Raw genomic sequence first — 13,304 nt, 5'->3', positions numbered from 1 at the left:
ATGAATACCAGCCCAACCATAAAACTTCGGATCGCCACCGGCGGCCTTTTTGCCATCAGCGCCCTGGCGTTCGCGGCAGCGGCTACAGCGCTGTCGGTGATGTTCGACTGGCCGGACGTGTTGCGGGAGCCGGCCGAGGTGGTGCTGCCCGCCTTTACCGCCGGCGGGCCTGCACTGGTGTGGGCCTGGTTCGCGGCGGCCTGGACCTACGGGCTCCTGGCCATCCCGATCCTGCTGCTTCCGGCCGCACTCGACCTGCAGGGGAATCACGTTGTAAAGATTGCCACTTATGCCGGGGCTGCCTCCGTGGTCCTGTCGCTCATCGGGTTCCTGCGCTGGGTCTTTGTCGTCCCGGCACTGGCCAGCACCTACGCGACAGGTGACGGGCAAACACGGGCTGCTGTGGCCGCCGCCTGGACAGCACAGCACCAGTTCGGCGGGGCGCTGCTGGGCGAGCACCTGGGCCAGCTGCTGGTGATCGGATGGTCCGCCGCTGTCAGCGTCATGATCCTGCCCAGAGGATTTCTTCCCCGATGGATCGGCGCCGCCGGCCTCATCACCAGCAGCATCTATCTGCTCAATCAGGGCGATATCCTTGCCACCGCTGTCCCCGGTTTCCCGGTCTGGGACCTCGCCGGCCTGATCGGCAGCACCGGCTGGGGCCTCTGGATAGCCGCCCTCGGCATCAGCATCCTGATCAAGCGCTCAGCAGTGGACAGCCCCGCTCCCGTTACGCACTTCCGCCCGGCCCTTCATGGAATGGCCTAAGGAACTGACCCCATGACCATACAAAGACTGCGAGGCCATTACTATCCGTGTCTGGCTGTTCCCCGTTAGCCGGAGACCGGCAGGACCTGGGTTCAGGCGAGTTTGATTACCTGGTAAGTGTGCCCGGCCGCGCGGAGTCGCTGCACGAGCACGGTGCCGAGTGCAGTGGCCGGTGTCAGCGACCCTCTTGCGGCCGGCAGCCGGTCACCATCGAGGGCAAGAGCGAGTGCAGTCTCCCCTGCCATCACGGCGGTGGCGGCATAGCCGGGATCACCGGGGCCGGCAGCAATCGCCTGGTATCGCTGGCCGTCCTCGGTGCGGGCGGTTACCTGGGAGTGGAACCAGCCCTCGCGCTGCGTGCTGGCGCCCGGACCCGAACCTGGTGCCGGAAGAAAGCGGTCGAGCACCCGCCGGGTAGGCGGGAACGCCATCGCGCCCGTGAAAGCCCGAAGCCCGAGCGCCGCTGCCCTGGCGATGACTGCTCCTGCCGGTCCCCGGGCCACCCCAATCGCCTCGCCGTACTGAAGGGAGCGGCCGTAGGCCCAGCCCTGCAATGCGTTGCTGCGGCGCACTATCCGAGTGTTGACCGGGGCCATGATGAAAGGCGCGGTCCAGGTGCCGTCAGCGGAACGCCGCACAGGACCGGCGTCAGGAGGCTGTTGTGTCGTCGGTTCGCGTGTGCGGTCAGGGCTCAGGGCGTAGGGGTCCGCAGCTAATGACAGCAGGGCAGGGCTCAGTCGCATCGCGTCGAGCTGCCCGCGCATCGACTCGAGCGTGCCTCCGCTGACGCCACCCTTGGCCGTAGCAACAAGTTGGACCTCGGCCAAACCGCCGGCGCCATCGGCTTCTGCCGCCTGATGCAGCAGCAGTACAGCGAGGTCGGACGGAACCGAGTCGTAGCCGCAGGAGTGCACGATCCTGGCCCCGCTCGTCCTGGCCAGAGCGTCGTAGCGATCAATCGCCTCCCGGATGAAGGACACCTCACCAGCGAGGTCGGCGTAGTGGGTACCGGCCCGTGCGCAGGCGTCGACGACAGGTAGTCCATGTTTCGCATATGGACCGACGGCAGTGAAGAACACGCGTGTGCCCGCGGCCAGGGCGGCGATCGAGTCCGCATCCTCCGAGTCGGCCTCGATGAGGGCCCATCCGTGCGCCGCGACCGGCAACTGCGAGCGCACCGCCTCGAGTTTGGACCTGGACCGGCCCGCTAGTCCCACCCGCATACCGGCCGATGCGTGCTCCGCGACGTAGGCGGCGATCAGACGGCCAACGAAACCCGTCGCTCCGAAGAGAACAAGGTCATGTTCCCGCGATGAGGTGTCCACAACTGCAGCCTTTCACAGCGGCGATAATTGTGTGGACCTTTGCCGGTATGTGTCACCGCAAGCTGCCGCCGGACCTGCGGGAGTTGAGGGCTATTCACGTTGTTGTTCAATTGGCCGCCTGCGCCTTGACGCGTTCAAGGGCGGCGTTGAACCCGTGGGTGTGCCGCTGGAACCGGCGAGTCGATCAACCTTTGTCCACGATCCCAGCGGCGCCATCGACGGAGTCCGGGACCAACAGAACCTTCCTTTGGCATCAGAACCCGAGTCCGTCGTCGCCGACCTTCAAGCCGCTGCCGGCCGCACCTAACCCTCCGGCTGGGCCAGACACCTCGGGAAGGGCTGATAGGTCGCTGACTCCCGGTCGTGACTGCCGATTGCACTGCAAAGCCCCAGGGGCGACCCTGGGGCTTTGCAGTGCAATCTTTCAACGTTCGGCGGTTTTGTTGCCGGGGGCGGTGCTAGCCGGCGGTTACGAGGGCCTCGCTGCGTGCATATTCCATGGCGCGCGTCCAGAGGATCAGCTGGTCCAGCATCGGGACGAGGGCAGCGGCGGACTGTTCCGTGGGCCTGAAGGTGGTGAAGTTCACCACGTCGGTGAAGATCGAGAACATGACCTGGTTGCGAACATGTGCCAGTTGAAGTTCAGAGGCGATACCCCGAAGGTGCTCGACGGCGCGGGCCCCGCCCTTGGAGCCGTAGGAAACGAAGCCGGCGGCCTTGTTGTTGAATTCAACATTCAGGTAATCAAGGGCGTTTTTCAGCGCGCCGCTGATGGAGTGGTTGTACTCGGCGACCACAAAGATGTAGCCGTCGAATTCGGCGATCTTGGCTGAGAAGGCCTTGGTGTGGTCGTTCTGGTAGTTCTGGTAGGCGGCCGGGTAGGCCTCATCGAGAACCGGAAGGTTGAAGTCGGCGATGTCGACGATTTCGTACTCGGCGTCCGTGCGGTCCGCAGTCTGATCGAGGACCCACTGGGCGACCTGGTGGTTGATGCGGCCCGGACGGGTGCTGCCGGTGATGATGGCGATCCTGGTCATTGCGACTCCCTAACTAGATGCATCTGCATGTACTTACTGCATCCATCATGCCGGTGAATCATTGAATGATCAAACTTTCCTGACGTGAGGTGCGTCACCCGGAGGGGTTGGAGTTGGTAGGTACAGCACCCGGCCAGCACGGGATTCAGCCAGCGACCTCGAAGCCGCAAAGGGCCTGGCTCGCCCACAATTGATAGAGCAAGACATTGCTTCGAAGCCTTGGCATTGCAAGGATCATAAGGGTCGCATAAGTCAGCTGATCAGCGGCTGTGGGACCAGGACGGTGGCCCGACCATCTCGTCCTGTCTTATCAAAAGGAGTTGTTATGGCCGGTGACGGGAACATCCCTTCCGAACTCGTGGCGGCGCGCGCCGCTCCCACCGACGCGCAGTTCTCGGCGTTGCAGTGGTGCGCCATCATCATGAACGCCTTCAACCGCGTGTCCCTCCTCAGCGGCCATCCCGTCCGTCCCCGGACTGCGCCCAGCCCCAGCCCCAGCAGCCAGCCGCCAACGGCATCCCGAAGGGTCCTGTCATGAGCAACCTCGAAACAGCCCCCGAAGAAATCATCTGCGCCGAAATGACAGGCACGCAGGAAGTGGAGCTCCTGGTTCCGCGGGAAGTTCCCCTGGGCGGCCCGCGCGCCATGCCCGTCCGTCGTACCCTTCCCCAGAAGCAACGCAGCCTCATCGGCGCGTGGTGCTTCCTGGACCACTACGGGCCTGACCTCGTACCGGAATCGGGAGGCATGCGCGTCCCACGGCACCCACACACCGGCCTGGCCACCGTGAGCTGGCTCTTCACCGGCAAAATCGCCCACCGCGACTCCGCAGGCTACGAGGCGATCGTCCGGCCAGGGGAGGTCAACCTCATGATCGCCGGACGGGGAATCTCGCACCAGGAGTTTTCCACCCCGGACACCGGCATCCTGCACGGAGCCCAACTCTGGTACGCCCTGCCCGACGCGACCAGGAACATGCCCCCGACCTTTGAACACTACGCCCCGGAACCCGTCTCCGGCGACGGCACAGAACTGCGGGTCTTCATCGGCTCCCTGGCCGGATCCACCTCCCCCGTAGCCACCTACACCCCTCCCCTGCTCGGCGCCGAGGCCGTGCTCAAGGCAGGTTCACGCCTCGAACTAACCCTCGACCCGTCCTTTGAACACGGGATCCTGGTCGACACCGGAGAAATCTTCCTGGACGCCACACTCATGTCCGTGGACCACCTCCACTACCTTGCGCCGGGACGGAGCAGCATCATCCTCCAAGCCGGTAAAACCCCCGCCCGGGTGCTGATCATCGGCGGCGAACCACTCCGGGAACACATCGTGATGTGGTGGAACTTCGTCGGGCGCACCCACGATGAAGTAGTCAGCTACCGGGCTGCATGGCAGGCAGAAATCGCCGCCGAACCAGCCGGGCCTCCCGCCGGCAACACCTACCCCGACGGGGCCCCTTACCCCCGTTTCGGACCATACCCCGAAGGCTACCCGAACCCGCTGCCCGCCCCGGAACTGCCCAACGTCCAGCTACGCCCCCGCGGCTGAAGCACGACCTCAAGGAAAGAACTTTTCTCTTGGAAAACAACGCCACCATCACCGTCCGCAACGCCCCCCAACGCCGTCGCTATGAACTCCTCGACGGCGACACCGTCATCGGCAAAGCCCACTACCTTCCCCACAACAGCACAAAAGGACCGGAGCGGATTTTTTACCACACCACAGTCAGCGAAGACTACGCCGGGCAAGGCCTCGCCGCCCGCCTCGTGCAGGACGCCCTCGATGACACCCTCGCAGCCGGAATCGCCGTCGTCCCCGTCTGCCCCTACGTCAAGACCTGGCTCCGCAAACACCCTGACTATCAGGCCCGCATGACCCCCGTGCACCCCGAACACCTCGCTGCCGTGCAACACGCCAGCAGCCAATAACTTCAGCCGACAGGCTGCATCGTCAAAAACGACTGCCCTAATGGCGACAACAGAGATGACCGAACACGGAAACACGGCATCCAATACGGAAAGTTCAGCCACTTGGCGTATATGCCAACTGTTTTAGGGCACACCCGGACCCGGCGTCAGGCAATTTCAAGGGACCGTCAGAGTGAAGTTCGATTTTTGAGAACGGTGGCCACTGCCTTGCCGAGGCTTTCCGTGGTGGCGGTACCACCCATGTCCGGAGTCAGGGCCTGGGATCCACGGGCCAGCACGGTTTCCATCGCGGTGGTGATGGCGGCCGCGGCTTCGGGTTCGTCCAGGTGGTCGAGCATCATGGCGGCGCACCAAATTTGCCCGATGGGGTTGGCGATGCCCTTGCCGGCGATGTCCGGGGCGGAGCCGTGGACGGGCTTGAAGAGGCTGGGAAACTTCCGCTCAGGGTTGATGTTGTCGCTGGGGGCGATGCCTATGGTTCCGGTGCAGGCGGGTCCGAGGTCGGAGATTATATCACCGAAGAGGTTGCTGGCGACGACGACGTCGAACCAATCCGGGTGCATGACGAAGTTAGCGGCCAAGATGTCGATGTGGTACTTGTCCACGTCGATCTCGGGATAGTCAGCGGAGATGGCCTGCACGCGTTCATCCCAATAGGGCATGGTGATGGAGATGCCGTTGCTCTTGGTGGCGGAAGTCAGGTGCTTCTTGGGCCTGCTCCGGGCCAGGTCGAAGGCGTACTTGAGGATCCGGTCCACGCCGGTGCGGGTCATGACGGTTTCCTGGACCACGGTTTCGCGGTCGGTGCCTTCGAAGATCTTCCCGCCGATGCTGGAGTATTCGCCCTCGGTGTTTTCGCGCACGACGTAGAAGTCCACATCGCCCGGGACTCTGCCGGCCAAGGGGCTGGGTACACCGGGCAGGAGTTTGACCGGGCGGAGGCTGACGTACTGGTCGAAGTGGCGGCGGAACTGCAGAAGGCTTCCCCACAGCGAGATGTGGTCAGGGACGACGTCGGGCCATCCCACGGCGCCGAAGAAGATGGAATCGAACTGGTTCAGCTCGTCGAACCAGCCGTCTGGGAGCATCTTCCCGTGCCGGGCGTAGTAGTCGGCCGAGGCGTAATCGAAGTGCTCGTATGCGAGGTTGAGGTCGAACGCTGAGGCTGCGGCGTCCAGGACGCGCAGCCCTTCGGGTACGACTTCGGTGCCGATTCCGTCGCCGGGAATGACTGCGATGCGGTGTGGTTTCGACATCAGGGATCCTTCGTTGCTTTGATTCGGGTTCGGATTAGCGGTCGACAGGGTGTGCCGGTTCACGGTTTTCGAGGACGTCGACGACGGCCTGGGCCGCTGCCAGACCGGCCCGTGTCCGTGCCTCGATGGTTTGTCCGGCGAGATGGGAGGTAATGAGGATGTTGTCCAGACCCCGAAGGGGGCTGTCCGAGGGCAGCGGTTCGATCTCGAGCACGTCCAAAGCGGCCCCGGCGATGGTGCCGTTGTACAGTGCTTTGGCCAAGGCCTTTTCATCTACGAGTGAGCCGCGGGCGGTGTTGATGAGGACGGCGGTGGGTTTCATCGCCTCCAGCCGGGGCGCGTCGATAAGTTTGCCCGCGGACCGGCCTCCGCGGGTGTGCAGGGAGAGGTAGTCGGCCTCCCGGATGACGGTGTCGATATCGGCGAACCGGACGGCGCTGGTGTCAGGGTCGGGGTGGGCGGTACTAACGAGGACGGTCATGCCGAGGGCGGCCCCCAGGTTTGCGGTGGCGCGTCCGCTGGGGCCATGCCCGATGATGCCGAGGGTGGAGCCTCGCAGTTCGTTGCCGGCGTCCCGGGGCCAGTGACCTTGGCGGACGGCGGCGGTGACCTCGCCGAGGCGCCGTGCGGCCATGATGATCAGTCCGATGGTGAGTTCGGCGACGGAGTGGTGGTTTGTCCCGGGCGCGTTACAGACCCTGATTCCTTGTGCGGCCGCCGCCTGGAGGTCGATGGAGTCGTACCCTACGCCGCTGCGCGCGATGACCTTTAGGGAGGCAGCGCCTGTGAGCATGTCGGCGGTGACCGGTTCGCTGGCGAGGATTGCTCCGGAGACGCCGTCGAACAAGGAGCGCCGTTCCTCAAGGGTCCGTGGCCCCCGGGAGGGAGAGTAGACAGGTTCCAGGCCGTGCTCGAGCAGGAGTTCGTCCACGGGATCTCCCGGGTGGAGGTAGTCGGTGGTGATCAGGATGCGGGCGGACATGGCGCAGGTAGGTTCCTCATGTGATTGCCGGGGATGATGCGCTGCGATTAGCGGCTGTGGGTTTTAGTTCACGGGGGCAGGGCCGCCGCGGTGTGCGCGGCGGCCCTGAAACATGCGGTGTTAGTGGACGTCTACCTTGTCCGCCTCCACAGTGGTGATTGGCTTTGACTCGAACTCGTTCTTTTTCTGGCCGGCGGCGTGCAGGGCCTGACGGGCCTGTTCCGGGTCGTAGTCCTTTTCCCACTTGCCGACGACGACCGCCGCCATCACGTTGCCGAGGACGTTGATGAACACCCTGCCTTCGTTCAGGAGCCGGTCGATGCCGACGATGAGGGCGAGAGCGGCAAGCGGGATGCCGCCGACGGAGCTCAAGGTGCTGGCAAGGACGATGAACGCGCCGCCTGCAATTCCAGCGGTGCCCTTGCTGGTGAGCATCATGACGCCGACCATGACCAGCTGTTGTTCCCAGGACAGGTCCATGCCTACGGCCTGGGCCAGGAACACCGAGGCCATGGTCAGGTAGACGGCAGAGCCGTCGAGGTTAAAGGAGAACCCGGACGGGATGACGATGCCTACTGTGGACTTGCCCACGCCCATGGCTTCGAGTTTCTTGATCAGCTGCGGCAGGACTGCTTCGCTGGAGCAGGTGCTCAGGGCGATCAGCAGTTCGGCCTTGAAGTAGCGCATGACCGTGAAGATGTTCAGTCCGCAGGTACGGGCGATGATGCCCAGGACCACAAGGACGTACACAATGCAGGTTCCGGTGAACAGCAGGACGAGGTAACCGAGTTGCTGCAGGCTTTGGGTGCCGTAGTTGGCCACCACGGCCGCCAGTGCACCGAAGGTGCCGATGGGGGCAAGACGCATGACCCAGTTGACGATCTTGAAGATCACCGTGGACAGGGCCTGGATGCCTTTGGTCAGGAAAGCACCGGCTTCACCGGAGACATTCATTGCGGCGCCAAAGATGATGGAGACCATCAGCGCGGCAATGATGGTGTGGCCGGTCAGGGCGCCGAACAGGGACTCGGGGATGATGTTGTTGACGAACTCGATGCCGTCGAAGCCTTCGCTGGCTTTCGCGGGGACTTTGCTGGAGTCCAGCTGGGACGGATCGATGTTCATGCCATCACCGGGACGGAATACGTTGGCGACAACGAGGCCGATGAGCATCGACAGCAGGGACAGGGCGAGGAAGTAGCCCAGGGCCTTCACACCGATGCGGCCGGCTTTGCGCAGGCTGTCCATGGATGCGATGCCAAGGGAAACAACGCAGAACACCACCGGAATGACGATCATCTTCACCAGGGCGATGAACCAGTCGCTGAGCGGTGTGAGCTGTTTGCCGACTTCGGGCAGGAGGAAGCCGACGGCGATGCCCAGGACGGCGCCCAGGACGACTTGGAACCAGAGTTCGCGCATTAGCCGGCCGAACCGGGAGCGCTGTTTGGGCGGGTGGGCGGAATGTTGTGGGTTCTGCACGGTGTGGGACGACATCTTGGGTGCTCCTTTGCACGACAGACAGGGAAAATTTGAGAGGTGCGGTCCCGGGCAGTGATGCTGCCCGGGACCAGGGCACTACCGGAGTGATTAATCGTGCAGTGCGCGCAGGACCTTGTAGAACTCGGCCTTACCCTCGAGCCCGATGCCCGGCAGGTCGCCCGGGGCCACGCGGCTGTTGACGATGACAGCGTCGTCAGTGAAGCCGCCGGTGGGCTGGAATTCGCCGGGGTAGGATTCGTTTCCGCCGAGCTTGAGGGCTGCTGCGATGTGCAGGGAGAACTGGTGGCCGCCGTGCGGGATGCAGCGGCGTGAGGACCAGCCGTGCTGGGCGAGCATGTCCTGGATCCGGCGGTATTCTGTCAGGCCGTAGCTCAGGGCAGGGTCCACCTGGATGAAGTCGCGGTCCGGGCGCATACCGCCGTAGCGGACCAGGTTGCGGGCATCCTGGAGGGAGAAGAGGTTCTCTCCGGTTGCGATCGGGTTTTTGTAGTGCTCGGAGAGGGTGGCGTTCAGAGCGTAGTCCAGCGGGTCGCCCACTTCCTCGTACCAGAACAGTCCGTACTGGTCGATGGCTTTGCCGTATTCCAGCGCCGTTTCCAAGTCGAATTTGCCGTTGACGTCGACCATGAGGCGGGAGCCGTCGCCGTCGAGGACCTCGATCACGGCCTCGATGCGGCGGAGGTCTTCGGCCAGGTCCGCGCCGCCGATCTTCATTTTGACCACGTCATAGCCCTTGGCCAGGAAGCCACGCATTTCGTTCTGCAGGTCCTCAAGGCTCTTGCCAGGAGCGTAATAGCCGCCAGCGGCGTAGACGAAGACGTCCTTGTCCGGGTTGCCGTCACCGTAGTGATCCGAGATCCACCGGTACAGCGGGACGCCGGCGATCTTCGCGGCGAGGTCGTGCAGGGCCATGTCTGCCACGCCGACGGCGACCGAGCGCTCACCGTGGCCGCCGGGCTTTTCGTTGGACATCATCAGGTCCCACGCCTTTTCCGGCGAGAGCTGGCCGTCCTCATCAAGCAGGTCTTCGGACGGGGCGTCCATGATGCGCGGAAGGATGCGGTCCTTCAGGATGCCCGTGGCGTTGTAGCGGCCGTTGGAGTTGAAACCGTAGCCGACCAGGGGCTTGCCGTCGACGAATACATCGGAGACGAGCGCGATGATCGTGCAGTCCATCTTGGTGAAGTCAATGAAGGCGTTGCGGATCGACGAGCTGATGGGAATGGTGCCCACGTGGGCGGAAACGATTTTCATCTTTGAATCTCTTCCTATAGTGATCTTATTTCTTATAAGCCTTCGGGCCGAGGGTCAGCCCGAGGTGCGAGGACATTAGGCCCATCCAGCGAATATCTTATAAGACCTGAATCAAGGTTAGCCTGGGAGTGACGGGGCGCACAAGTCTTCTCGTCCATGTTCTTATAAGATGTTTCAAACCAGCGTTGTGTCCCGCATCAATAGGAGTCGGAGCGTCAGAATGAGCACCACGAACGTCTTTTCCAGTAAGGGCACCCTGGCGTACGGCGAACTCCGCCAACTGATCCTCTCCGGCGGCCTCGCTCCCGGCTCGCGCGTCTCCCAGTACGAACTGGCTGACAAGATGCAGATGAGCATCACTCCCCTGCGTGAAGCGATCCGCCGGCTCTCCAGCGAGGGCCTGATCATCATGGATACCCACCGGGACTCCCGTGTGGCTGACGTGAGTGCTTCAGAGGCCCGTGAACTGCTTGAAGTCCGACTCTCGCTGGAGCCGTCAGCGACCGAGTTGGCGGCACACCGCCGGACCGAAGCTGACATCGTCGCCATGCGGACTGCAGCGGAGAAACTGCTACCGGTCACCCGCGTCTGGGGCGAGGAGGCCATCACGGCACACCGCGAATTCCATCGGGCCGTCTACGCCGCCTCCCACAACGCCAGCATGATCAAGCTCCTGGATGACCTGTGGGACAAGTCCGACCGCTACCGCCGCCTCGGCCTGGAACTCCCATCCGGTGATGAACCCCGGACCATAGACCTGAACCAGCACCACCAGATTCTTGAACTTGTATCCTCCGGTGATGGCCCCGGTGCAGCCGAACTCGCACGGACCCACATCGCCAACAGCCTCACAGCCTCAGTTACCGGAGCCCTTGAGGAAAGCGAAAACGTCCAGTCAGTATCCACGGAGAAATTTGCTTAGGAATTCTGCGCCGACGAATTTCCCCGATCATCAGGAGACTGGCCGCTGCCTCCGGCATGGACTCTAAATAGGCACGACGAGCGCCGCCCTGGCGAACAAGAGCAAGAACCATGTCACTTGCTGACGTGATGTTCACGGGGTTGCCGCGAACGCTTCCAACCATTCGGTGCTGATCTTTCAGTCTGCAGCGGTTACGGACGGCGCGGACGTTACGGCCACCGGGCAGCGGTCAGTCCTTGAATTGACACGGGCACAAACTTCCCAAGTTGTCCCGGATGGCCGCGACGAAACCATAGCGTGGGACGCGTTCCAATCGAATCTTCAAGCTGTAGGGGAAAGATCACATGATTCGGAAAAAACGAAAGATCCTGTCCGCCCTGATCGGGGCGTTGCTGGTGGCCGTCTTCCTTGGCCCGGTCAGTCCGGCCCAAGCGGCCGGATATCGATGTGTCGGCGCCCCGGCGGATGACCCGGGAGCTGCTGGCCTTGGTACTGGCATGTACCCTGAGCCGCGGACTTTCCTTGAAGCACAGTCGTGGTGGTCGGACCGTGAGACTCACGCCCACCTGGGGGCCTGCCTGCCTGCTGATCAGACCGTCAGGACGGGTGGAACCGTACTTACGGCCCACTGGCGGATCGACATGCACGGCATGAACGGTTACCTGCACCGGATGACGCAAGAGGTCGCAACAGACAGTTGTTCTGCCTGCGGCGAGAAGGCTACCTTTTACAATTCCGACTCCACCAAGTTCAGGGGACCTGGCATCTTTTGGGTGACCACTTCCTTCGACGTTGGCACAGCCGATAAGTCGGGGTGGCAGCAGGTGCAGAACCGGTTCGAGATAAAGGTTGCTGACGGGACAGTGCGCCCGGCTATCCGCTACATGGCTAATATCCAGCATGGCAAGACGGTGGACCACTATAACCGCCACGACACGAACGGCTACGGCTGGCACACCAACAACGCGTACGCTTACGCCCGGCTGAAGTCCAGCACGTCTTCCTACTCCCCAACGCTGCCTTACGCGCCGGTCAAGGGTACTTACTCCTTCATCGCCTCGCACGAGACAACCACGGATGGAGTGAGTAAGAACATCACCGGTTGGATGGTGTCAGTGGATCCGAAGATTCACGCAAATCCGCCTTCTAGCGGACTTGTCCTTGGCAGCGGCATCACCGCCTGCACTCCTTACGTGAAAGGCACTTGTCATGGCCCCCGTAATGTCATGTGGACCATCGATACGACCCAACTCACGGACGGCGTGCATTTCGTGACCATCTTCACGCACCAAAAGGACTCGTCCACCAAGGAGAACACTGGCGTGTTCAAGTACCCCATCATTGTGGACAATATCCCCGGCTGAAACTGACATAGGGGGTGCCAGCCGTGGCTGTTGCTTTGGCTCGGCTGGCACCCCTGTCGTTCTTGGCGCGGCGGGAACCAACTACCAGATACCTCATCCGTCGGGTATCGCGGCTGGTGACCTGCTGGTTTATAGGCGCTGTCGAGCGCTCGACGCCGAACGCACCTGTGCAGTTGACGCCTTCCCGTTCAAGAGGAGTGCTGCTCTTCTTTGACGTGACGGTGAAGCTCCCGTCATCGACACCGTGGATGTCTGCAAGGGACCGATCGCCGAGGCCCATCAAGGTCCACTGGCCCCTGGGCTAAGTGACCGAACTGATAAGCTGCGCAAGCGGCCGCTGGGGCCGCCTTTTACACGTGGGGGAAACAGTCTCATGCGCACCAAAAACCTTCTCCGTCTCTCGGCCAGCGGCGCAGTAGCTGTAGCTCTGATGGGCGTTGCCCTTCCGGCTCAAGCAGCCAGCAGCGACGGCACCAAAATGACAGAAACCAGCAGCTGCACCGAGCTGGCCCCGGACGTCACGACATGCCTGACCATGGCGGAGCGCCGCAACATCGTCGTCACGCCTGCAGGAGTCGCAGTCCTGCAGGGATACCGCGAATACTCCAACTCCATCACCTACCCGGGCGGCTCACATTCCAGCGATGGGACCCGCAGGTACGTGTCCATCTTCGGTTCATCGATCGCCACACCGGACGGAACGATCTACTACAACCAGAAGGTGGCCAGGGTCGACGGCTCGGACGTCATCTCCTACTCGGATGGACAAACCTGCGTGCTGGAGACCAACTACGTGGAGGCCAACAGCACCGGCGGCTACAACCACAGCACCTGGACCTGCACCACTAAGTAGATTTCCGGAAGGCCCGCTCCGTGAGGTGCGGGCCTTCCGCTTGCAATAGCAGCTGCCACTCGAAGAGCCGCCACCGGCCTCCGCACACATTTAGCCCCAGCAATCCGCCCTT

At 62.8% G+C, this 13,304-nt stretch carries 14 protein-coding genes; 8 read left to right on the top strand and 6 right to left on the bottom strand.

Going from position 1 to position 13,304, the window contains the following annotated elements; all coding sequences use genetic code 11:
- Complete coding sequence (locus tag M1D93_RS08925; RefSeq protein ID WP_461174737.1) at positions 1-768, top strand: DUF4386 domain-containing protein; 768 nt, start codon at positions 1-3, stop codon at positions 766-768.
- Positions 769-860: 92 nt separating this feature from the next.
- Here M1D93_RS08925 and M1D93_RS08920 read toward each other — a convergent pair whose 3' ends face one another.
- Complete coding sequence (locus tag M1D93_RS08920; protein WP_461174736.1) at positions 861-2,093, bottom strand: saccharopine dehydrogenase family protein; 1,233 nt, start codon at positions 2,091-2,093, stop codon at positions 861-863.
- Between the two features lie 49 nt (positions 2,094-2,142).
- Here M1D93_RS08920 and M1D93_RS08915 point away from each other — a divergent pair, with 49 nt between their 5' ends.
- A complete protein-coding gene (locus M1D93_RS08915; protein WP_461174735.1) occupies positions 2,143-2,400 on the top strand; it encodes a hypothetical protein in 258 nt (85 codons plus the stop codon).
- 151 nt (positions 2,401-2,551) lie between these two features.
- Here the strand turns inward: M1D93_RS08915 and M1D93_RS08910 are convergent, their stop codons facing one another.
- Complete coding sequence (locus M1D93_RS08910; protein WP_461174734.1) at positions 2,552-3,130, bottom strand: NADPH-dependent FMN reductase; 579 nt, start codon at positions 3,128-3,130, stop codon at positions 2,552-2,554.
- Between the two features lie 325 nt (positions 3,131-3,455).
- Here M1D93_RS08910 and M1D93_RS08905 point away from each other — a divergent pair, with 325 nt between their 5' ends.
- Genes M1D93_RS08905 through M1D93_RS08895 form a run of 3 tightly spaced genes read left to right on the top strand, consistent with a single transcriptional unit; the run spans position 3,456 to position 5,058 of the window.
- On the top strand, positions 3,456-3,668 hold the full coding sequence (locus M1D93_RS08905) for a hypothetical protein (RefSeq protein ID WP_461174733.1): 213 nt from the start codon (positions 3,456-3,458) through the stop codon (positions 3,666-3,668).
- Positions 3,665-4,678, top strand: a complete 1,014-nt coding sequence (locus M1D93_RS08900; RefSeq protein WP_461174732.1) for a pirin family protein — start codon at positions 3,665-3,667, stop codon at positions 4,676-4,678. The genes M1D93_RS08905 and M1D93_RS08900 overlap by 4 nt, the downstream gene beginning before the upstream one ends.
- Positions 4,679-4,707: 29 nt before the next feature.
- Entirely contained in the window at positions 4,708-5,058 is a 351-nt protein-coding gene (locus M1D93_RS08895) for a GNAT family N-acetyltransferase (RefSeq protein ID WP_461174731.1), read from the top strand.
- A 167-nt stretch (positions 5,059-5,225) separates the two neighbouring features.
- Here the strand turns inward: M1D93_RS08895 and M1D93_RS08890 are convergent, their stop codons facing one another.
- From M1D93_RS08890 to M1D93_RS08875, 4 genes are all read right to left on the bottom strand, one after another.
- Entirely contained in the window at positions 5,226-6,314 is a 1,089-nt protein-coding gene (locus tag M1D93_RS08890; protein ID WP_461174730.1) for a tartrate dehydrogenase, read from the bottom strand.
- Between the two features lie 34 nt (positions 6,315-6,348).
- Positions 6,349-7,296, bottom strand: a complete 948-nt coding sequence (locus M1D93_RS08885; RefSeq protein WP_461174729.1) for a phosphoglycerate dehydrogenase — start codon at positions 7,294-7,296, stop codon at positions 6,349-6,351.
- A gap of 120 nt (positions 7,297-7,416) precedes the next feature.
- Entirely contained in the window at positions 7,417-8,793 is a 1,377-nt protein-coding gene (locus tag M1D93_RS08880; protein ID WP_461174728.1) for a cation:dicarboxylate symporter family transporter, read from the bottom strand.
- Between the two features lie 93 nt (positions 8,794-8,886).
- On the bottom strand, positions 8,887-10,053 hold the full coding sequence (locus tag M1D93_RS08875) for a mandelate racemase/muconate lactonizing enzyme family protein (protein ID WP_461174727.1): 1,167 nt from the start codon (positions 10,051-10,053) through the stop codon (positions 8,887-8,889).
- Positions 10,054-10,273: 220 nt separating this feature from the next.
- On the opposite strand from M1D93_RS08875, the gene M1D93_RS08870 reads away from it, so the two are divergent.
- The 3 genes from M1D93_RS08870 (at position 10,274) to M1D93_RS08860 (ending at position 13,192) form a co-directional block, all read left to right on the top strand.
- Positions 10,274-10,975: a GntR family transcriptional regulator gene (locus M1D93_RS08870; protein WP_461174726.1), complete on the top strand. Its 702-nt coding sequence runs from the start codon at positions 10,274-10,276 to the stop codon at positions 10,973-10,975.
- Positions 10,976-11,616: 641 nt separating this feature from the next.
- Entirely contained in the window at positions 11,617-12,339 is a 723-nt protein-coding gene (locus M1D93_RS08865) for a hypothetical protein (RefSeq protein WP_461174725.1), read from the top strand.
- A gap of 373 nt (positions 12,340-12,712) precedes the next feature.
- The gene (locus M1D93_RS08860; protein ID WP_461174724.1) at positions 12,713-13,192 is read left to right on the top strand and encodes a hypothetical protein; all 480 of its coding nucleotides are present in this window, start codon (positions 12,713-12,715) and stop codon (positions 13,190-13,192) included.
- Positions 13,193-13,304 lie beyond the last annotated feature (112 nt).

The sequence above is a fragment of the Arthrobacter sp. Z1-9 genome, assembly GCF_054792695.1.
Note: the sequence above shows the minus strand (reverse complement) of the source record. Positions and strands in the feature narration are given on the sequence as shown.